This window comes from Beijerinckia indica subsp. indica ATCC 9039, from assembly GCF_000019845.1.
Classification (GTDB): Bacteria; Pseudomonadota; Alphaproteobacteria; order Rhizobiales; family Beijerinckiaceae; genus Beijerinckia; species Beijerinckia indica.
This window is the reverse complement of sequence record NC_010581.1, coordinates 2,093,152-2,115,083: the sequence shown is the minus strand read 5'-3', so window position 1 is coordinate 2,115,083 and position 21,932 is coordinate 2,093,152. Positions and strand designations below refer to the sequence as shown.

The window sequence follows — 21,932 nt, the reverse complement described above, 5'->3', positions numbered from 1 at the left end:
AAGGACCAAGGAGAGCCTGTAAAACCGTGGGGTGAAAGCTTTGATCGGTTAATCTTTATCCTCCCAATGGGGTTGGGGCCAACACCTCAGTTGGAGGAACCGTAATTGTAAAAATAGAGAAAGTTGAAGTTCTCGATGATGGGCGAGGATATCCTTTGCCCCGCATTATCGAGCATTGTGAGGACGACCAAGGATCCAGAGGCGGGGGTGCCCCCTTGCCAATAATAAGTTGGTGAACGCGCCGCATAGTCCCATGCAATGCCATGCGGCCATGAGACATTGATATAATTCGTCAGAGTAGCGAGGCCGTCGCCGACACCGGGGCGTTCTACAATCCATTCAACGCTGTTGCCTTGCAGTGAGACGCCGGATGGTGGTGTGAGCTGATATGTGGCGGTCTCGCGAGTGGAATAATTGTAAATGTAAGCGTAGCCGTTGGTTGCGCTCGTGTTCCAGAGTTCTATAAAAACCAGATCACCAGGATGGACAGCTGGAACACTGACCCTTGTCTCTGGAAAAGGATACCACTCGATCCACGCAGAGTAGAAGCTTGCTGTGGTGCCTCCATTGCAATAAGCGTCGGCCTCAACACCGGCCTGCAGAACGTCACCAGAACCATAGCCGTCAATGCCGGGCCATTGAGACGAATAGACCCAATCTCCCGTGCAGGTTCCGTAGGCTTGGCGCGCCGTCGGCACGACAAACTCGCCGATGATAGCCTCAACCTTGAAAGGGTTGAGTGAATTATAAATTGCGTTTCCGCTCCAATTGTAAGACGTGCCTGTGTAAATAGCGTTGAAAGCGCCGTTTGTGTTTGGGCCGTTGGCGATGCTGTTCGCAAAGGGAATGAGCGGCCCTTGTAATCGCACTGGGCTATTCGAAACGTTCGTCGGCGTCAGTATCGGAGTCGGGCCATTGGCGCTTCCTGCCGCCAGCGGAGCGGCCACGGCCCTTTGCCAACGGCTGAAGGCTGCCGGAGCAATAGCGATATCAGGTCGAGGCGGAATCGCGTAATGCGTGTTGGCTTGCACTGACGCTGTCATGGGATCGAAGCCTGGCGGAGGCGGAGGCACAATAGACACGCCCAGCGGATGGTCAGCACTGATGCTGCCAGGCGGAGGGATATTTACGGGCAATGCCGCGACGGGATTATTGGCAATCGCCGGAGGCGCCGATTGAGCGCTGACAGGAACGGATATTGTCGCAATGAGACAAACCGTTGTTCCGAAAATTGATAGGTGTGCGAAAATTGATAGGTGTGAACGAGCGTCCATTATGTTGCCCTCACGCAATTTCTATCAATAAAAACGGGCATATAATTTTAGAAAAATGCTCCCCTGAAGCTTACGGTCAGGGTCATCATTGTAAAGTGAGAAGAGGGCTTGATATATGGTCAAGCTTTTAAAACATAGAATCAATATAATAATGATTGATATTAATGACATCATAACAGGATGGCAAGATATTCTTGCTGATTTCCTAAACAACGTTATCTTTGAATATGATGAGAAGATTTCAGGGATGGGGGATATGCGTTAAAGCACGACCCCTTCCGCCTCTCGAGCATTCGTTACGTTGGATCTCACACACGCAGGCCGGCCTGCTTCAGGAGCGGCAGGATCTTTTCGCCGAAATAGTCAAGATCCTTGGCGAAATCATAGAAATTCAACTGCACGCCATCGATGCCGATGGCTTTGAGGGCGACGAGTTGCTCGACCACTTGTTCAGGTGTGCCAATAATCTCGATATTGCCTCCGAGATTCAGTCCCTGCTTGTGGTTTGTGTCCTGCCGCCCACGCCAGGCATGCGCATCGCTGTCATAGCTGTGAAACCCTTTCACTTCCGGCGGTACGCGATGCGCGACGATCGCATCGACATAATCCTGTGTCTCGCGTTCCGTATCGCGGCTGATAACGATCGGGTTGATCAAGGTCCTGATGTCACGACCTACGTTTTTCGCCGCCTGCTTGATACGCTTGATGTGCTCCGGCAGGGTTTCGAGTGCGCTTTCGATATGCGCGCCGCCCGGGCTCGTGATGAAGATAATATCCGAATAGCGGGCGGCAAAATGAATGCCGGCTTCGGACCCTGTCGCATTGACGAGAACAGGCCTGCCGAACAAGGGTTTCGGCGTGATGAAAGCGTTATTGACCGTCCAGGAGGAAATGCCCTTGAAGGAGAAATTTTCCTCCTCGCTCCAAAGCCTTTCCACGACATCGAACAATTCCGCGGCGAGCACATAGCGCTGATCATGTTCGATCCGCTGCCAGCCAAACATTTCATGTTCGACGGCGCGATGCCCCGTCACGATATTGATGCCCCAACGGCCTTTCGAAATATGATCGAGCGTGGCGCCAAATTTTGCGAGATGGAGTGGGTGCCAAGGTCCATAAAGGACATGGATGGTCGAAATGAGCAGAATGCGCGATGTCACGCCCGCCATGGCGGCCAAGGCGATGAAGGAATCGAGCGAGGCCTCGCCGTCATAGCCTCCCTTCGGCAACCATTGTGTGCGGCTGAAGGCGAGATCAAACCCCAAAGCCTCGGCGCGCTTTACGATCTCGACATTGTAGTCATAGGTCCATGAATTCGATGTCGGATAGGAGGAATGACGAATGTCCTGCAAATTGAGGAATACGCCGAGCATGAGCGGCTGCCGGAAGGCTTGCGATAGAGGGCTGTTCGGGAATTCCGAAGGGGCCTTGATCGCGACTGGATCTTTTTCATCATGAGGCTGAAGCAGGGCGGTCATGATCCTCTTCCTTCGGTCGTGTTATTAAATCCATAAACTAAAAGCAATTTCAGGCACGAGGCCGCTCGCGCCTTTGGCATGGACGTTTCGTCTCAGAAGATCCGGCCTTCGTCGAAATCCGTTCTCGTGCCGTTGAGATAATAATCGCCCACGACACGCGCCTTGAGAAAAAGCGGATTGTGATTGAGCAGCGTGCGGATATTCCGCCAGTGACGATCGAAATTATTGGTTCTCGATGTCGCCGAGCCACCCCCGGTTTCAAAGATCAATTCGGCGGCGCGACTGGCCAAAGTGCCGGTGACAATCTGTGTCTTGGAATTGGCGAGAGCGCTGGCCATGACGAGATCATCAAGTTCTGCGTCCGGCGTTCCAGCAACGATCGCCTCCGCAGCGCGATCCAGTTTCCGCGCGGTCTCGGCGATCAGGGCATCGAGAGCATAGGAGATGGCGGATATTTCACCAACCGCTCTTTGCACGAAATGATCGCCGCGCGCGGTTTCCGAGGCACTATGTTTGGCGGAACGCGCGCTGGCTTGCACATAGTGAATCGCATCGCTCACGACGTTACGTACAATGCCGACAATGACCGCTGCCAGATGCAATTGCGCCCTTGTGGCTCCATGGCGGCGCACGAAAGGATTGGCTTTGATGTGCGGAGAGGTCTCATCCGGATAGACCGTGACATTGACGAGCGAAACACCACCGCTGGCCGACATCCGCTGTCCCATGCCGTCCCAATCATCGAGGATGTGTACGCCTTCACGATCCGCTGGGATCAAGGCATTGATGACGGTGCCTTCCTCATCCAGGGCGGTGAAACTCGTATAATCGGCATAAGCGGTGCCCGTCGCATAATATTTATTGCCATTGAGAAGATAATGGTCGCCATTCCGCCTTATGGTGGCGCGGATCGTATTGGGACGCGGCGTGCCGACTTCCATATAGGCGCCGCCGAACAGTTTGCCCTTCAGCACTTCTCCGGCATAGCGCGTGCTGAGAAATGATTGTGGATCGATCGCCATCGATTCCACAAAACTGAAATGTGTACGCAAGGCATGCGCCACGCTCGAGTCGGCGGCGGCCAAAGCGCAAATGATTTCAACCTGATCGCTCATCGTGCCACCTGGGCCGCCCAATGCCTCTGGCACGCGGAGAGAGGTCAGGCCCGTCTCCCGCAATTTGCGAAAGATATCATGGGGCAATTCGCGTTCACGTTCACGCCGCGCAGCATCCTCGGCGATTTCAGCGGCGATGGCCGGCAGCCGGCTCAAAATCTCTTCCCGTTTCGGCTGGACGGTTTCCTTTTCACGGGAAAGGGGAAGGACTGCGGCTGGCGTGGACATGTCTCTCTCTCTATCCTCGTCAAAAAAGACCTGAGTGCTGGCCGATCCATGAATGCGCAGACAGCACTCTTCAAATCTGAAAAATGATCACAAACTCATGCGGTCGAGTTTGGCGGATCGGGGAATTTATTTCAGGGCAAAGCCGAGCGCGCGGATGACATCGGTCAACAATTGACGCCCCTTGAGCGCGTCAGCCGTGCTGATGCGGCTCGTGGCCTGGTCCGTCCAGTCGATCGGCGACAGATTTTGTTCCGCCTGAAAGATCCGCAGGGTTGCATTATAGAGATCGAGCGGGGCCGCTGGATGCTCCTCGCCATAAAGCTCGTGATGGAGCACGATGTTTTGGGAGAGACGGGGTTTGATCTCGGCCGGTTTGTCCGGGTCTGGATAACCAACCGTCAGGCCGAAAATGGCGATGGTCTCCGGTGGCAGGCGTAGTTCCGCCGCCACCGCTTCCGGCTGATTGCGGATGCCGCCGATATAGCAGGACCCAAGACCGAGCGATTCCAGGGCGACGACGGCATTCTGTGCCGCCAGTGTCGCATCGATCACGGCGAGCAGGAAGGTCTCGATATAATCGAGACCTTCCGAGGTTCGGTCGAGACCTTTGGCGATGGCGCGAAGGCGTGACAGATCAGCGAGCCAGACGAGGAAAAGAGGCGCCTGGACGATCTGCCGTTGATGTCCTGAAAGAGCCGCAAGGCGGGCCCGACGGTCGGGATCTTTGACGGCAACGACGCTCCAGGCTTGCAGATTGGACGAGGTCGAGGCCGATTGCGCCGCCGCCACGATCGTCTCCAGCGCCCCTTGCGGCAGCGGGGTCGGCAGATAATCCCTGACGGATCGATGCGAGAGAATGGCTTCGAGGACAGGATTGAGCGCGACGGTGCCCGTCTCCACGGGCTGACGATAGCGCGCGAAAATCAAGTCATGAAGGGTCCTGTCGCTTTTCTCTTCAATCGTGTTCCGATCAATCGTTTCCGTATGTGTCATGAATGACCATCCGCTTTTTTAAGAGTTCCATTCAGCCGTCTTATTCAGCCGCTTTGGCACTTTGGACATGGCGATTGGCCGGGCGGCGCAGGCCCAGATTCTCTCGCAGAGTCCGCCCTTCATAGTCGGAACGGAACAGACCACGGCGCCTCAGTTCAGGGATCACCCCTTCGATGAAATCCTGCAATCCCGTTGGGAAAACCGGCGGCATGATATTGTAGCCATCCGCGCCATATTCGACGAAGCGCTCCTCGAGTTGATCGGCGATCTGTTCCGGGGTGCCGACGAGCTGCCAATGGCCGCGCGCGCCTGCGACCCGCAGATAGAGCTGGCGGATCGAGAGATTCTCCCTGCGGGCGAGATCAATGAACAATTGCTGCCGGCTCTTGCTCGAATTGGTCTCCGGCAAATCCGGGATTGGGCCATCCAGCGGATAAAGCGAGAGGTCCAGCCCACCCGTGGCGCCCGAAATCAGCGACAGGCCGACGGTCGGATGGATCAAAGCCTGCAATTCCTCGAATTTCGCCTGAGCTTCGGCTTCGGTACGGCCGATTACCGGAAAGACACCCGGCATGATTTTGAGATCGTCCCGGTCGCGGCCGTATTTGGCAAGCCGGCCTTTGACATCGGCATAGAAATCCTTGGCCTCGTCGAGCGTCTGCTGCGCCGTGAAGACAACTTCACCGGCTTTGGCTGCCAATTCCTTTCCTGCCTCGGAGGAACCGGCCTGTACGATGACGGGATGGCCCTGCGGCGAGCGCGCGACATTGAGGGGGCCCTGCACCTGAAAGAAACGGCCCTTGTGATGCAGCACATGCCTTTTCTCCGGCTCGAAGAAACGGCCGCTCTCCTTGTCGCGTGGAAAGGCATCATCCTCGAAACTGTCCCACAGGCCCGTCACGACTTCGGCGAATTCGCTCGCGCGTTCATAGCGTTCCTGATGCTCGAAATGGCTGTCGCGGTTGAAGTTCCGGGCCTCGAATTCGCTCGCCGAAGTGACGAGGTTCCACCCTGCGCGGCCATTGCTCAGATGATCGAGCGAGGCGAATTTCCGGGCGATGTGATATGGCTCGTTGAACGAGGTGGAGGCGGTGCCAACAAGGCCGATATGGTCGGTGACGGCCGAAAGCGCGGAGAGCAGCGTGAGGGGTTCGAACTGCGCGACATAACTATGCGCGGTACGGCTCAGCACCTCGACATTATCGCCACGGGTCCCGACACCATCGGCGAAGAAGATCAGATCGAATTTCGCCGCCTCGGCGGCTTGCGCCAAAGCGACGTAATGTTTGAAATTGATCCCCGCATCGGCCTGCGCGTCCGGATGACGCCAAGCCGCGATATGGTGGCCCGCCGGATAGATGAAGGCACCGAGTTTCAGCTGGCCTTCACGTTTCGCCATGATTGTGCCCTTGGATTGATTTTGACTTCGAAAGTTTGTTGAACCGCGAAGCGTCTATTCATGCAGACGCGGAAAGCCGTGGCGTTCCGAGAGAAGCTCGAGGATCCGCGCGGTCGTGTTGACGAAGGCGTTCTCGCCATAATGCTCGGCGTCGGCGGGGATGGGTGCTTCCTTGCCGAGGATGAGAAGCGGCAGGGATTGATTATCCTCGCCGAGCAAGGCGATGACAGGTTTGCGCGGCCGTGCGAAGGGGATACGCTCGACATCGAGCCGCGTCGCGAGATCGGGGAAGGCCGAGAGCAGCCCTTCGACCTGATTGCAATGGGGACAGACGAAACGCTCGCCGGGCTTTTGCGCGTCTTGGAATCCCGGTTCGATCAGAAAAAGTTTGTCGCGGCTCATACAGGCTTGTCTCTGTGATGACTGGAAAGGAAAGGGCCTATTCAGCGGCTGCGATTGTATCGGCCCCCACAAAGCGGTTCGGCGGCCGCTTCAGACCGAGATTTTCTCGTAGCGTCCGGCCCTCATATTCCGAGCGGAACAGGCCACGGCGGCGAAGCTCGGGAACGACCAGTTCGATGAAATCACTCAAGCCGCCGGGCGTGATCGGCGACATGAGATTGAAGCCGTCGGCGCCGTAATTCTCAAAACGCTCCTCGAGCTGATCGGCGATCTGTTCCGGCGTGCCGACGAGCTGCCAATGGCCGCGCGCGCCGGCAATCCTCAGATAGAGCTGGCGGATCGAAAGATTCTCCCGGCGCGCGAGATCGAGAAGAAGCGTCTGCCGGCTTTTGCCGCCATTGGTCTCGGGCAGTTCGGGCAACGGCCCATCCAGTGGATATTGGCTAAGATCGATTCCGCCTGAAAGGCCGGCCAGAAGATTGAGGCCAACTTCCGGCTGGATCAGAGACTGCAATTCCTCGAACTTCTCCCGCGCTTCGGATTCCGTGCGGCCAATGACCGGATGCACGCCCGGCAGGATTTTGAGATCCTCCGGCGAGCGGCCGTATTTGGCGAGCCGGCTTTTGACATCGGCATAATAGGTGACAGCTTCGTCAAGTGTGATCTGAGCGGCGAAGATCGCCTCTGCGGTTCTGGCGGCGAGTTCCTTGCCCGCCTCTGAGGCACCCGCCTGCACCACGACCGGATGGCCCTGCGGCGAACGCGGAATGTTGAGCGGCCCGCGCACTTTGAAATGTTTGCCGCTATGATTGAGGACGTGAAGCTTGTCCTTGTCGAAATAATGCCCGCTCTCGCGGTCGCGAATGAAAGCGTCATCCTCCCAACTGTCCCAGAGGCCTAGCACGACATCGGCGAATTCCGTCGCGCGCTCGTAGCGTTCGGCATGCGGGATATGCGCGTCATGTCCGAAATTGGGTGCCGCGCCAGCATCGGAGGAGGTGACGAGATTCCAGCCCGCGCGTCCGCCGCTCAGACGATCGAGCGAGGCGAACTGCCGCGCGAGATTATAGGGATCGGAAAAGCTCGTCGATGCGGTCGCAATCAGGCCGATCGTCTCAGTCACGGCCGCAAGCGCGGAGAGAAGCGTGATCGGCTCGAAGGGATTGGCGCCATTATGAGCCTTGCGGCTTGCCGCCTCGATATCGTCGAGCCGCACGCCCACACCGTCAGCGAAAAAGACGGCGTCGAATTTCGCCGCCTCGGCGAGTTTGGCGAGTTTGACGTAATCCTGAAACTCGGTATCGGCCTGGGCTTTCGGATGGCGCCAGGCGGCAACGTGATGACCGGTGAACAGGAGAAAGGCTCCGAGTTTGATCTGTTCCTTGCGTCGTGCCATTGCGGGCCTCTTTTCAATCGCTGGATCGTCAATCGCATCGAACCAGAAGGCCAAAACAGGCGCCGGTTCGATTCCGTAGATCTTTGAAAACGCGTAGGATTAGACTTTAATCAGCAGCCACCTTTTGCCTGTCGCCATGGACTGCGCCCGCATAAAGACTGTCCTCGAAATCCGGTGGAACGGTGCCCGTGATACGGCGCTCATGGGCTGGAAGATCATCCAGGAAAAGATCGCGGCTGATGCGCGCGACGACGCCAGGAACATCGCGCTTCAGGCTGGGCACATCGCCGATTGGAAGGCCGAAGGAGACGAAACCACTCGGATTGAAGACATGGATATTTTTCAAAAACGGCGCCGTACCCGGTTCCTTTTCGAGATATTCATGGCCAAATCCGAGATAGGGATGCGCGCCGAGATAGGCATCCTGTTCATCGGCTGGCGGCGTATAGAAATCCCGCCAGAGCAGAATATCTTCCGCGAAATCCGCCAGTTCCGGCCGGACATTCGGATCGGAGAAATAGCCGGTGCCGGCGATCACGTAATCAAACGCGAAGGTTTCGCCCTTGATCGTCGTCTCTGCGCGCCCGTCCCGAACATGTGCCTCCGTCCAGGGAGCGCCCAGATGCAGATGAAAATTCGCAAATCTCAGGACGCGCTCAATGGAATCCGGTGGCGGCGTTGAGCCCGCCTGACGATAGCGAATGGCTTGATGCCAGCGGATGGCATCCGGTAAATAGGCATAATTGTCATAGGCGCCGGGATAGCCGCGTACACGCAGGATCGGCACGCTCGCGAGAGTCTCGCGCCGGCTGAACAAGCGGACCGAGGCCGCACCAGCCTCGAGCGCCGTGGCAGCCGCGTCGAAGGCCGATGCCGCGCCGCCGACAACGGCAACATCCTTGCCCTTGAGCGCGGAGAAATCGATCGGATCGGATGTATGCGCGAGCAGGCTGCGCGGCAGTCCCTTGGCCAAAACCTCGGGGATAAAGGCGCCGCCGCTTCCTAGAATGCCATTGCCGAAAATGATCTTCCGTGTGGTCTCTATCCTCGGTTCACCCTTGCTTTCGAGATGCAGGCGGAAAGCGCCATCGGCGGGCTCGACGCGCGCGAGCCGTGTCCCGTAGCGAATCTCGATACCGAGAAAGGTCCGATACCATTTCAGATAAGCGGCCCAGGCCGTGCGCGGGATGCGATCGATCGCAGCATAGGCCTCGGCGCCATGGCGCGCCTCATACCAGGCCTGGAAGCTGAGGGCCGGGAGACCGAGTTCAGGGCCGACCAGATTTTTGGGGGTCCTGAGCTTGTTCATGCGGGCGCGAGTCAGCCAGATGCCGGCTCCATTTTCGTCCGCCGCCGCATCGATGATCGTCACCTTGCCGATGCCGGCCCGACGTAAGGCGAAAGCGAAGGCGGTGCCCGTCTGGCCACCGCCGACGATCGTCACATTATGATCGAGGCCCGGCCGCTCGGCGACCCAATCGGCGGGGTCGGGACCAAGCAGGCGGAGCGCATTCAGCGCCTCTATGTCGAAAGTGTCACTATCTGTCATGAAGCCTCCTGCGGCGATCAGTCGAGAATGGCGCGGGCGGCAATGCCGCGGATCAAATTGCCCTGGGGGGCATGGGCGCGCCCGGTGAGGGCGTTGCGATGATGACGCTCCAGCGGATTGGCTCGCGAGACGCCGGGATTGCCACCGAGTTCGAGAGCGAGGCTCGTCACGGCGAAAGCGTTTTCGATGACGACATGTCTGACGCTGGCGGGCGCGGGTCCGAGCGGCAGCCCGGCATCGACATCTTCCGCCACCGAGCGCAGGAGCCGGGCATTGGTGATGAGACGCACCTCGATGTCGCCGATGGCGTCGCGAATGCGCGGCACGCTCGCCAAGGGTGCGCCGAGACTTCCGGGCACGCGGTTCTTGACGAAATCGACGATCCAGTCACGTGCCGACCGCGCGATGCCGTCATAGACGGAAGCGATCAAGATCGAAGCCCAGGCCATGCTCGTCTCGTCACGCTTGACGCCTCCCTCGGCAGGCTGATCATCGAGACGATGATCAAGGGGAACGGCGACATTATCGAAAATGATGTCATGGCTGGCTGTCGCCCGCATGCCGGTGGCGTTCCAAGTCTCGATGATTCTGATCCCGGGCGCGTCGAGCGGGACGAGGAAATGAGAGAGACGCGGATCATCTTCCTCGGTCACGGCGAAAACGGCCGCGAAGGCAAGGCCGGGCTGGCCCGTCACATAGGCCTTGCGGCCCGTGATCCGCCAGGTTCCCTCGACAAGCCGCGCCCGTGTCTCGGGCAGGGCGCCATGAGAGGGCGAGCCAATATTCGGCTCTGCCTGAGCAGCGTTCAGGAGCGTCACTTCTTCGAGTGAGCGTCTGACCACTGCTGCCGCCACATGGGAAGGCCATTGTGTGGGTCGCGCCATATTGGCGTTCTGGAAATAGTTCATTGCGAGCACCAGGCCCGTCGAGGCCTCACCCCTTGCGATCTCACTGATGACGGCCTGGGCATCGACGAGCCCCCGGCCCGCCCCGCCATAGGCCTTTGGCGCCGTGAGTGTCAGAAGGCCGGAGTCGAACAGGGCCTGGAAATTCGCAAACGGAAAGGCGCCTGTGGCATCATAATGGGCTGCCGTCTCGGCGAAGCTTTCGGCGAGAACTCGTGCGGTGCCGAGAAGAGAGGGCAGATCAGTGACATGCGTGTTCATGAGGCTCCCTGGAGTTCTAACGGCCACATACACGCCGGGCACGTATTCCAGATATCAAGCGTGTTCTTCCCGATCATAGGCCGTATGCGTAATCACCGAGATCACCCGAGACACAGTGGGGCAGAAAATTTTCCTAGAAATTGCCTTCTATGGAGCATGTTTGTGTCATTTGCTTTGATCATCACATGCGTTTCGATTGCTGTTCGTTCTATGAATTTATAAAGACTATAAAAATAGTCAACTTTGATTTTCGCCAATGCGTGATTGAAAAAAGACCACTTGCCGTATCGTTTTGCCGGAGCGGTCAAAAGCCACCGTCGAAAATGTCAGCGGCTTTATGGGTATGCCCGTGTGACCTTGCATACGAGCATAGCAATCTACGCTAAGAGGGAATCGGACAGGTTCCCTCGTATCGAGAATCACAGATTCTCGAACCGTCACTTTTTAACCGTATCCACTTGTCCTCATTGAACCGCGACGAGTTGCGCTTCAATGAGGGTGGATATTAGAGTGCCGCCGAGAACGTTACGCCGAAGTAGCGCGGCCCCTGCATCGTAAGGCTGACGGCTGCGGGAGCGGTTGCGTTACCAACTGTAAACGCGCTGAATGGCCGCGCATCGAAAAGGTTTTTGACCCAGAAAGTGACAGCGTAGTTACGGTCGTCCGTACGTAAGCCGGCCCCGAGATTGACGAGTGAATAGGCAGGCTGCCAATATTGATAAACAGATCTCGGATTTGTGAGCTGGCTCTTGTTGAACCAGGCGACATTTCCGTAGCCGAAGGCGGTATAGGAGGTCGTTGTCCAAGCGCTGGTATCGTGAAGAGCTTCACCGAGTTCACGAAAGACCTGACCAACCGGATGAGCATAATCGACACCGACATTGAACGACCACCAGGGCACACCCGTCATACGCGTATTTGACAGGCTGACGGTAGAAGGCCCGCCTGGATAGGTATAGTCTGCTGGCGCCGGCGCTTGATCATACGAGATGTATCGTGCTTCTGTATAGGCGCCGGTCGCATGAACCTGTAGCCCCGGAATGAAATTCGGAGCCCATCTTTCGATGAATTCAACGCCGCGTAGGCGGACGTGCGGCGCATTGCCCATATAACTCGTAGAAGCAAGAATGCCGGCGCTTGTCGTGTAGAGCAAGCTTTGCGGCGTTTGGAAATTCCACAAATCATTCCAATAGAAATTGACATTGGAAACGAATTGGTCATCGAACCAATTGGTTTTGAGCCCGATTTCATAATCGAGCGACCGCGTCGATTTGTTGAAGAACGGTGTGAAGCCATTAGCGAGATTGCCGGGCGTGACCGGGCCCGCCGTACCGTTCGCTGTGGGGGCCTTGTCGCCGCGGCCGACTAAGCCGTAGAGAAGAATGTTATCGTTCACCTGGAGGGACGGATTGAGGAGCGCTGTAACACCGTTGTGATTATTCGTATGTCCGCCAGTTGTCACATTTCCGCCGCCGCCCCCAGCGATGAGAGCAGAGATTTGCTGCGCATAGCTATAAGGGCTACCAGACACGAGTTGCGGAACCCAGGTTGTTGTCTGATATCGCATATCATAACTGTTGCGTACGCCTGCCGTAATCGAGAATTTGTCGGTGAAATGGAGAGTCCCCGAGGCATAGCCCGCGACCTGGGTATCCCGCACTCCGGTATTGAACCAATTGATAAGACCCTGCATGGCGGCAGGATTATTGAGCCATTGGGCTGCATAGGGGCCCAATTCCGTATGATGCATTCTTGCCCAGTTGCTTTCATAAAGCGTATAAAGACCCGCCAACCATTCGAATTGTTCTCCCTTAGGGGATGAGAGCCTCACTTCCTGCGACACCTGCATGCCATAATTGTCCATATTGCAGGTGCCGGCGCCGATCCAGGCACTTTGGTTATCCGTGCAATCATACATTGGCGCGTTGAAATAGCCGAATGCGGTAATGGACGTTAGAGTATGTTGTCCCAACTGATAGTTTAGCTCGTTCGATATGGTGCCGACCCTGGCGTAATCCAGGCCGGGATGGCCGAGGTACGGTTGATAGGGATTAGTCGTCTGGATCGGCTTGCCAAGTCGATTCGCAAACGTTTGGAAATAGGTGGACGCTGGTCGCGTGCCATTGGCATAGACGAGAAATGAATCGCCAATGGGCGCGGTTGCGCTGCCACCGCCCGCGCCTTGGCCGTAGCCGGTATATTCCGCGATATTATTGAAGCTAAAAATAAATCGATCCGTGAAATTTTCGCCAACGCCGAGAAGCTGAATACGAATACCCTGGCGGTTGATGTCGCCGTAGTCCTGACCGTTTCCGGCATCTCGGATCCAGCCTCTCGCACGTTCGTAATAACCGCTGACGCGATAAGCCAAGGCTTCATCGATGACCGGGCCAGTCGCATCCACCTTCTGGATGACATGGCCATAACTGCCGATCGACGTCTCGAGCTGTGTTTTTCGCGCGAAGGACGGCAAAGGTGTTGTTATATAGATCGTGCCGACATCGGTGTTCTTGCCGCCGCTCGTGCCGCTCGGGCCGTAAGAGATTTCGAAAGATTCGATATTGGTCCAATCGCCGGCCTGATATTCAGGTTGAATCCATGGAACATTATCGACAACGAAGCCTGTTTCCGACTGATAACCCGCCGAGGTCGCGCCAGCCATTGCCGAACCTAGACCACGAATCGCCATTCTCGAAAAATGCGGCGTCGTGATATTGGGCCTGAAACCTGGGATCTTCTGGGCGTAATCATTCAGAGTTGTGAATTGCTGCTCTTGAGCCTGCTTTCCGGTGACGACGTCGCCAGAACGAGGCGTGTGCATCATCACCTCCTCCATTTTTTGCTCGCCCCGATCCTCCTCACCCACCACGACGACATCCTGAACGGTGCCGTCTTGCGCGGCACCCTGAGCCGTATCTTGCGGGCTACCCTCATTCTGAGCTTGGGATGCGCCATGCTGATGCATGCCGGCCGCCGCTTCGACTGGATGTGCCAAAGGGATATACAAGATGCCTAATGCGAAAGGAGCTATTGAAGCGCTTGACAAAAGTCCGCGGCGCAACGAGAGGCACCTCGTATAATATTTTCTTGTCATGTTAACACACCAGTATCGCCGTCTATAAAACTAGATATTTTCACGAGGACCTATCATGGCCTTAAGGAGGGAAAAAATTTGAATTTCTGCATTATGTCGTTGATGAAGCTGGATAATGGTATAATTTTCCATATTTTGTATGGATTTTAGGATAACTATTTATCTCGTCATGGCGCAGTAAATTTTTAAGCTAAAAAGATGAGAGCCACGCCAGCCTCTATTCAGTAAAGATTGCCCTCTACTGAGATGATCATGCGTTAAATTGTCGGATGAGAAGAGCAACGAAGCTCGATTTCTTGAATAGTAAAGTCGAGGATTGCTAAGTAATGGATAAGCGGCTTGCTTTTGGGGACCGGACATCACCGCGTAAACACGCGACCGTTCATGGCCGAATGAGACAAAACTTTTCGGAGCGGCATTCACCCTTCACGCAGAGTATCCCTAAAGGATTGCCGATCTCATGCGTTCAGGGGAGATAATGAGCCCCCTGATGTAACAGTCTATGAACGAGCGTCGGCTCGCTCGCCAGTCAGAGCCGACCGCGTAAATTTGAACGGAGAAACAAGTAAATTTTTTGTCTTATAGCGGCGAACAAAGACCGTGACTCAAGTGTATTCAGATTGACAGTGATGGCCGTCTGAGTGCCGTCGGGGTCTTTCTGCGGCTCGTTCGTCGTCGCGTCCAAAGAGGGGCTTTCGTTCTCACCACCGCCACCTTCGAGCATCGACGGGTTGGGCTTTTCCTCACACCGAACGAGCCAGCCGTTTGGACAATAAGTCATATTATGCCCGTAGAAATCGCAATAGTCCGTGTCGATACGGTATCTGTCCCCCGCTTTGGCAAGGAATTCGGCGATAGCCCGGTTGGGACCGTCGTCGAACTGGCGGTAATGCGGGTCGCGCAGATCGGCGACGACGCCATCCTCGACAACAATGTAATCATTGGGTCGGAGGCGGCTATCGAAATAGTCAAGAATTGCGCTCACCGAGGCGTAGCTATGGGCGCTGTCCTCGATCACAAGCCAAGGATGCGGCGCTGAGAGAATGTCCTCGTTCGGGAAAGTCTCGCGCGGGTATGTGCTATCGGCCTTGTAAAAGGTCACGCCCTCGACGCTCAAGGTTGGTGTCACGAGATCGAGGCTCAGGATTTTGGTGGTGAGGCCAAGCGTATGGCACTGGTCGCGCAGCCAGAGTGCGCTGCCGCCCTCCGACGTGCCGATTTCGATAATCGTTTGCGGCTTGAGGGCCTGTAAGAGGCGAAGATAGAGTGCGAGGTCGAAGGGATTTTTTGCCAGGCGTAATCCCTTGTAGCGTGTGCGCAACGTCCCGTCCTGCACGGCGTCCAAGAGGTGGGGTGGTAGGGCGACCGCGAAGGCGCGGTCATTGATCGAATAGGCCTTTCTCGGCAAGGTGGCGGGGAGGCCGACACGGCGGGAGATCATCTCATCGTCGAGCGCGCCGACGAATTGTGGCGTGTAGCGCGGCGTGACGAAGGCCCGACCGTGGATCTGTCTGTATTCCGCGAGCATCGGCTCGCGTGTGGCCTCGGTGCCGTTGGTCGCGACACCGCCATGGACTTGATGGAAGGTTCCTTCGCCGAGGATCATCCACGCCCGCCCGCTCGATGCAGTCACCGCTCGCTCCCAGAAATCGAGATTAGCGAGGCCGCCGCCTGGCGTGACGAAACGCTCTTCCAAACCGCCCAATTGTTGCCAGAGATCACGGTCGAGGAAGACGCCATTCGACTCGGCGATGCAGCCGAACCAGCCTTCCGCTGACGACCCGGCAAGGGCGGAAATGTTGAACAGCTTGTAACCGTTCTCTTGCCAAGGCGTCGTGTCGAGCAGTCTGTCCTCGATCGCTTGATCATAACCGGCGAAAACAGAGCGCATTTGCACGTCAGGCCCGAGGTGAAAGGCGAGACTGCCGATGATCTTCGAGGGATCAGATTGATAGGCTTCGTGCGCCCGTGCGATCAGTCCGGGCGACGCCATGCGGGCGCCATCGATGAACAAGCCCAGCATTCGCCCGCCGGCGGTCTTGGCGGCCGCATTGATCGCCTTGACGGGTGAGGAGGGCGCCGGATGAGTCCGGATAACGCGCACGTTCGGAGCGATACCGCTAAGGGCGGCTTCGTCGACCGGTTCGGGCGAGCCATTGTCCACGACGATGATCTCATAGTCGAGACTTTCGATCCCACGCTGATAGTTTCGGCTTAAAGTATAAATCGTCCGGGGCAATTCGCGCGACATCGCATAGGCGCAAACAATGAGGCTGAGATCCATCTTGTGTTCCAAGTCTGTGCGTCAGTCGTGCGTTAGCCCGTGTTTGGACATGGCCGAAATTAGAAGCGCGGCTGTGCCGGTTACGCCGGATCGGCTGGCGAGACGGCGGCACGAATGTTCGATTCTGAGGGCGCGGTGGCAAATGTGCGCTCGATGAGTTCAGCCGGCGGCTGTTCCTGCGGCGTTTCCAAAATCTGCCGGATGACGGGATTATAACGGTCGCTCAGGACAGTGTTGCCGGAATCGAGCCGGCTGACGACGAGCAGCCCCGTCGGTTCCGTGTCGAGCCATGTGAGCTTGAGATCTGGGCGCAATTTGGCGAGCACTTGTGGGAAACGCCAGACATCGCCGGTCCAGGCCTGGGTTTGCCGGTCTCTGGCTGCTTGCAGGGGGTGGTTTGGCAGCACATCGTCGATGACGATGACGCCGGATGGGCTCATGAACCGTTCGAGATTCATAAAGTCGCGATAGACATATTCGGCGAGATGCATGCCGTCGATGAAGGCGAGGTCGACCGGTGCCGTGATTGCGTCCTGAACGGCGAAAAAGAAGAAATCGTCGCTCGTGCAGGTATAAAGATCGAGATCGTTCGGCCGGACTTCGAGTTCGGGGCCTGGGTCGATGCCGATGGCCTTGCAACTGGCGAGCGCGAGGCTGCGGCCTTTGCGGATGCCGATCTCAAGATAGAGACGCGGATTTACGATCTTATGCATATCGGCGAGGACGTCGAGATAATTGCGTTGGCCGGATAGGGCTTCCGTCGCGCGATCGCTGTTGGGCGCGACATAGTGCGGCGGGAAGGTCGCGCTTTTGGGATGGGCGATCTTTTCCAGCGTTCCGCCCTTCTGGAACACGCCAACGAGGTCACGCCACGGGCCGCGTTCGTCATGCCAACAATGGACGAGGCGCAGTCCGCTCCAGTCCGCCAGCGCCTGATAGGCGTCAGGGTAGAAACGGTAGCAGTCGACAGGATAGCGATGGATCGGGCCGGCGGAGGGCGCGATGATGAAAAACAGCGCCTCCGGTTTGAGCACGCGGGCGATTTCCGTGAACAGGCGCCAGAATTGCGCGCAATGCTCCAGCATCTGGCCAGAAATGACAACGTCGACGGATTCATCGGGGAAGGGCAGGCGGTAAGGATCGTCGAGAACAATATCGACGCTGGGCCCTCCCTGTAGGTCGAGGCAAAGGAATTCCGAAGCATCGACGAAAATGTCGCGGTAGGAGCCGTTGACGCTCGCCCCGCCGATATCGACCACGCGTTTCGAGGTTGCGGGACCGTACCAGGACAAGCACCGCTGCATGTTCTCGAGGGACGATGGATGCATCTTTGCCTCCTTATAGGCCGCGAACCGTTTGAATTCGTTTTCACCGTCTCATGACATTATTGGGGGCCGCTGGCTCCCGTCACGCCACAGGACGTTTCCTTCTGAAACATTCTCATTTGGCAACCGATTCCCTTTAAATGAGACGCGCGAACCTACCAATTTTGACAAGGAGACAATAGCGGGCAAGCATTCGCTTTTAAGGGCGCTTGGCCGGGTTGATCGAGGAATCATAGCGAAGCCTATAGAGAGAGGCCAGGCAGCCAGCCGTTCTGAAAAAGGCAAGCAGTCCGATGAACAAGCTACAGGATGTCGATTGGTCCCGGATTCCGGTTCCGGAGGATGATGGCAAGGCTGACCACTTGCATCAGGCGATGATGCCCCATGTGCCCTTGATGGTGACGGATGGGAGGACGATCGACTTAGCAGCGCTGACGGGACTCACCGTAGTTTACGCTTATCCTCGAACAGGACGGCCGGATATTCCTTTGCCGGAAGAATGGGACATCATTCCTGGTGCGCGAGGTTGCACTCCCCAAGCCTGTGCCTTTCGGGATCACTTCGCTGAATTGCGTGAATTGAATGTCGATTACTTGTTCGGTCTTTCGACACAGGACACTCTTTACCAGCAAGAGGCGGTAGAGCGGCTGCATCTGCCCTTTCCGCTGCTGTCCGATCATGAACTGGCGCTTACCAAGGCACTGCATCTGCCGACATTCGAGGTAGACGGTATAACTTTACTCAAGCGCATCACGTTCATCATCGAGACAGGAAGCATCAGACAGGTCTTCTATCCCGTTTTCCCGCCCGATCAGAATGTCTCTGATGTTATTTCTTGGCTCCGGTCACACCGTACCTGATTTCCAATGCTGCAGCATGGAAGCCTCTTCTGACTCTTCCGTTCATGTCCCTGCTACAGGCGGGGGAGAAGCCTTGTTCCGCTGCCGCGCTTCGAGCAGCTTGCGCTTCTTCGCGCCCTTTCGCCCGCCCGACCGGGCCATCCACAAAAGAGTATCGAGAAACAGGCGGTTGTTGCTGCGGGGACCACGCTTGCCATTACGCTCACCCGAGACAAAATCCTTAAGCCGTTCTCATTAATCGTCCCGCAAAGCAGCGCAATCCATCACTGATCTCCTAAAAAACAATGTTGAATCGCATTTTCCGACATCAGGGAATCTCCTAAATCTTAAATCATCATCACTACCTAGCGAAAATTGAGACCTTGCAAAAAATATCTTTGTGCGTTTTATTTGGGGGCGCTTTTAAATAAGGCGCTGAGGTTATTGTTTTTGTTACTATCTGTATTTGCTCGAGGGAGTATTATTGTGGGTAGCTTGGATGCTTTCATAGAACAGAACCCGCATTTAGTTCGCACTGATGAAGTGCCACTTAGTCGAAATACCGAGATTAGCATGCCTGTTTTCGTGCTAGGTGTGACATCGACCAGCCTCATTTTCCGATTCCTAAATACCAATTATAAGGTAGATCGATCTGAAGTTCTCAGCATCGATGGGAGGGAAGACCCGAGCCAAGATGGGCAGGCGGCGACACTTAAACTTAAGCCAGATACGGTATTAGTGATATCTCAGGAGGTATCCGCTGCCGATGTCTCAGCATCAGTACCATTTAGCTTGCTTCGAGCTTCTTCGGTGACGGCTAATCAAGAAATGGTTAGTCCGAAAGAAGCACGGTGGCGCAATGCCACTGGTTACGTTGCCCCTCTGCTCGGTGGTGTTGATCTAGAAGAATTGGACGCCTATGCTACAGGTTCAAAATCTTTCTGTGGTGGTAAGCGGACAGACGATAGTATTGTCGATGATGGCTAATCTATAGCTGCCAAGGAGCTCGGGCATTGCCTCGCAAGGCGGTAATCGTATCGCATCAGGCTGATATACACGCTCATGCAGTCAGGCATGAGCTTGAGAAGCTTGGATCGCTGGTAAGGGTCATTGATCTTCAAGCATTTACTAGAGAGTTCGATCTCGCTACCCAAATTAAGTTGGGATCGGCTTCTGGAATGATTCGAGACGGCAAGACGGGTGAAAGCTTAGATCTCGCGTCGATTACCGGCCTTTGGTGGCGCCGCCCATTTCCACTAACCCGTGAGAAGGTAACGACATCGAGCAAACTAGATATCACCATAGCCAACGAAAGGCGTGCCGCGATCATAGGATCACTTGACGCTTTCGTACGCAATGCTTTCAACGATCTGGGTCGTAGCCAACAGGCGGCACATAAGCCAACACAACTTTTGCGTGCTAGTCGCATAGGTTTGAAGGTGCCAGATACTTTGATTACAAATAATCCTGAGGAAGCAGAGGCCTTTATCAAAAGTCTTCACGGTCGAGTAGTCTACAAAATGCTCTCCGGAACCTCTTTGGGAGCATACGGGACGCGTCACTTCAAAGATGGTGACTTTCGTCATCTCGATCGCTTGAGTACTTGCCCTGCTATATTTCAACGTTACGTTAAAGGGGCATACGATCTAAGAACGATCGTGATCGGGAATGATGTATTTACTGGCCGAATAGACTATGACGAAACACTCGATACACCTGACACTCGCTTTGTGCCGACAAAAGTCTCACCATTTCAGCTTCCGGCTGAGGTCACAGAGAAGCTCGTTCAGCTCGTACAGAGTTTTGGATTGGTCTATAGTGCAGTAGACATGCGATACTCACCCGAAGACGGCTATGTTTTCTTTGAATCCAATCCAGAAGGCCAGTTCTTGTGGATTGAAATTGAAGCCGATCTACCGATTAGCGCTGCGATAGCGCAACGGCTGCTCAAATAGACCGAAATAGCAGGCAGGATGCCCCTATGCGGGCCTTGTCGCAAAATTTTGTGTTTAACGGCGTGTTGGGGAAATGAGCCCCTGACAGACTTCATCAACGCCTACAATTATGGCCGGAGGCTCTAAAACACTGAAGGGCCTCACTTCCTACGAATACACCTGCAAAGTCTGAACGAAAGAGTTTGAAAAGCTCATCCAAAACCTATTCCATCAATGTGCGGGATCAACGCCTGAGGCTGGAAAGAAGAAACCCGCTGCAGCGGGTTTCTCAAAGGAAAAAGAAAGCTGTCAGGCGAGCTGCGGCTCAGCCGTCTTCTCAATGACTTCCTGAAGCCGAGATATGATGGTTTCGGCCTCTGTGCGCACCACCCAATCGGGGCTGATATCAATGAATCGGATGACCCTGCCGCGATCGAGAATGATGACCGCCGGTGTCGGCAGCTCCCAGGTTCCCGTTCCTATAATCTCTGGAAGAGAATAGCCCTTGGCGAGCGCCGCCTGTTTTGAAGGTTCGTCCGACTCGAAGACAATGTTGAGGCTTCGCGCCAGGTCATTGTTGGGATCGGAAGCGACGATGAAATCGAATTGATGCTGTGCCTTGATATCGCCGAGGCGCTCTGGCACCTGCGGACTTACGGTGACGAGTGGCACGCCGAGCGTTTTCAAGGTCGGAGCGAGCTCGCGCTGATAATAGGGAAGCGCGATATTGCACGCCGGGCACCCCGCGTGGCGAAAGAAAATGAGAACCGCTGGTCGGTTGGCGACGAGATCGTCGAGCTCGATGGTGCCGCCTGTCACATCAAGCAATGGCAAGGGGGCAACGATATCGCCCGCGGCAGCATAGGTCCGCTTCGCGAAATCCTCGACGAGCGTTTGTCTCTGGTTGGCTTGTCTCTGGTAGGCTTCAGGTTCCCATGTCTTCTGACGCTCTGCCTGCAACTCTGCGAAAAGTTCACTCAATGATTGTTTGGACATAGATCTTTCCTTTTTCGTGTTCACTCAGTGCAGGGGGCTGGTTCAAGAAGCGCTTTCGCATCCAGCCTCGGGTTCGGCATGGGCTTGCAACGCCTATTTACCTGCGTTGATCAGAACGACGTCATCCTGCGGCGTGTGCGCGCGCCTGCAGAGAATGTCGTGATAATGGTGCTCGAGTGCACTTGTCCGTGCGATGCCGGGCCATCTCATTATACCTTCAGAATAAAAAGTATTTATTGGCATGTTGAAGTTATGATATAGACTAAATTAGTCTACTTATTAGATGATCTAAACATCAATACGCCTGTTGGCGTGCTTTGAAAAATTTGAAGTTCTCATCCAAGAGTTTATGAAATCCGCAAGGTTACGGATGAGAACGAGGCATGGATGGCCTATTTCTTCAGATTCCAGGGGTGCGCTGCAAAAATTTCCGGCTAACGGCGTATTGAGGAAATGATTG

General features: G+C 55.7%; 16 protein-coding genes and 1 pseudogene. 3 read left to right on the top strand and 14 right to left on the bottom strand.

Going from position 1 to position 21,932, the window contains the following annotated elements; all coding sequences use genetic code 11:
- Nucleotides 1-86: 86 nt before the first annotated feature.
- From BIND_RS09385 to BIND_RS09330, 12 genes are all read right to left on the bottom strand, one after another.
- Nucleotides 87-1,043: a G1 family glutamic endopeptidase gene (locus BIND_RS09385; RefSeq protein ID WP_158304369.1), complete on the bottom strand. Its 957-nt coding sequence runs from the start codon at nucleotides 1,041-1,043 to the stop codon at nucleotides 87-89.
- Nucleotides 1,044-1,582: 539 nt separating this feature from the next.
- Nucleotides 1,583-2,752: an LLM class flavin-dependent oxidoreductase gene (locus BIND_RS09380; RefSeq protein ID WP_012384835.1), complete on the bottom strand. Its 1,170-nt coding sequence runs from the start codon at nucleotides 2,750-2,752 to the stop codon at nucleotides 1,583-1,585.
- A gap of 92 nt (nucleotides 2,753-2,844) precedes the next feature.
- Nucleotides 2,845-4,095: an acyl-CoA dehydrogenase family protein gene (locus BIND_RS09375; protein WP_012384834.1), complete on the bottom strand. Its 1,251-nt coding sequence runs from the start codon at nucleotides 4,093-4,095 to the stop codon at nucleotides 2,845-2,847.
- Between the two features lie 126 nt (nucleotides 4,096-4,221).
- Nucleotides 4,222-5,088, bottom strand: a complete 867-nt coding sequence (locus BIND_RS09370) for an NADPH-dependent oxidoreductase (protein WP_012384833.1) — start codon at nucleotides 5,086-5,088, stop codon at nucleotides 4,222-4,224.
- A 40-nt stretch (nucleotides 5,089-5,128) separates the two neighbouring features.
- On the bottom strand, nucleotides 5,129-6,487 hold the full coding sequence (locus tag BIND_RS09365) for an LLM class flavin-dependent oxidoreductase (RefSeq protein ID WP_012384832.1): 1,359 nt from the start codon (nucleotides 6,485-6,487) through the stop codon (nucleotides 5,129-5,131).
- Nucleotides 6,488-6,541: 54 nt separating this feature from the next.
- Entirely contained in the window at nucleotides 6,542-6,889 is a 348-nt protein-coding gene (locus tag BIND_RS09360; protein ID WP_012384831.1) for a DUF3088 domain-containing protein, read from the bottom strand.
- A 37-nt stretch (nucleotides 6,890-6,926) separates the two neighbouring features.
- Nucleotides 6,927-8,285, bottom strand: coding sequence for an LLM class flavin-dependent oxidoreductase (locus tag BIND_RS09355; RefSeq protein ID WP_012384830.1), 1,359 nt, complete (start codon nucleotides 8,283-8,285; stop codon nucleotides 6,927-6,929).
- A gap of 106 nt (nucleotides 8,286-8,391) precedes the next feature.
- A complete protein-coding gene (locus BIND_RS09350; protein ID WP_012384829.1) occupies nucleotides 8,392-9,834 on the bottom strand; it encodes an NAD(P)-binding domain-containing protein in 1,443 nt (480 codons plus the stop codon).
- 17 nt (nucleotides 9,835-9,851) lie between these two features.
- Nucleotides 9,852-11,000, bottom strand: a complete 1,149-nt coding sequence (locus BIND_RS09345; protein WP_012384828.1) for an acyl-CoA dehydrogenase family protein — start codon at nucleotides 10,998-11,000, stop codon at nucleotides 9,852-9,854.
- A gap of 505 nt (nucleotides 11,001-11,505) precedes the next feature.
- Nucleotides 11,506-13,965 carry a TonB-dependent receptor gene (locus BIND_RS09340; RefSeq protein WP_148210603.1) on the bottom strand — a complete coding sequence of 820 codons (2,460 nt, stop codon included), beginning with the start codon at nucleotides 13,963-13,965 and terminating at the stop codon, nucleotides 11,506-11,508.
- Between the two features lie 658 nt (nucleotides 13,966-14,623).
- Complete coding sequence (locus tag BIND_RS20135; RefSeq protein ID WP_012384826.1) at nucleotides 14,624-16,378, bottom strand: CmcI family methyltransferase; 1,755 nt, start codon at nucleotides 16,376-16,378, stop codon at nucleotides 14,624-14,626.
- 80 nt (nucleotides 16,379-16,458) lie between these two features.
- Complete coding sequence (locus BIND_RS09330) at nucleotides 16,459-17,706, bottom strand: methyltransferase domain-containing protein (RefSeq protein ID WP_012384825.1); 1,248 nt, start codon at nucleotides 17,704-17,706, stop codon at nucleotides 16,459-16,461.
- A gap of 290 nt (nucleotides 17,707-17,996) precedes the next feature.
- On the opposite strand from BIND_RS09330, the gene BIND_RS09325 reads away from it, so the two are divergent.
- Nucleotides 17,997-18,563 carry a peroxiredoxin gene (locus tag BIND_RS09325; protein WP_012384824.1) on the top strand — a complete coding sequence of 189 codons (567 nt, stop codon included), beginning with the start codon at nucleotides 17,997-17,999 and terminating at the stop codon, nucleotides 18,561-18,563.
- Nucleotides 18,564-18,683: 120 nt separating this feature from the next.
- Here BIND_RS09325 and BIND_RS20585 read toward each other — a convergent pair.
- Nucleotides 18,684-18,794: pseudogene (locus BIND_RS20585) on the bottom strand (IS5/IS1182 family transposase); the annotation flags it as partial.
- A gap of 234 nt (nucleotides 18,795-19,028) precedes the next feature.
- Here BIND_RS20585 and BIND_RS09320 point away from each other — a divergent pair.
- A complete protein-coding gene (locus BIND_RS09320; RefSeq protein WP_012384823.1) occupies nucleotides 19,029-19,529 on the top strand; it encodes a hypothetical protein in 501 nt (166 codons plus the stop codon).
- Between the two features lie 26 nt (nucleotides 19,530-19,555).
- Nucleotides 19,556-20,497 carry an ATP-grasp domain-containing protein gene (locus BIND_RS09315; RefSeq protein ID WP_012384822.1) on the top strand — a complete coding sequence of 314 codons (942 nt, stop codon included), beginning with the start codon at nucleotides 19,556-19,558 and terminating at the stop codon, nucleotides 20,495-20,497.
- A 288-nt stretch (nucleotides 20,498-20,785) separates the two neighbouring features.
- On the opposite strand, the gene BIND_RS09310 is transcribed toward BIND_RS09315, so the two are convergent.
- Nucleotides 20,786-21,472 (bottom strand): peroxiredoxin-like family protein, encoded by a 687-nt coding sequence (locus tag BIND_RS09310; RefSeq protein WP_012384821.1) that lies wholly within the window; start codon nucleotides 21,470-21,472, stop codon nucleotides 20,786-20,788.
- Nucleotides 21,473-21,932 lie beyond the last annotated feature (460 nt).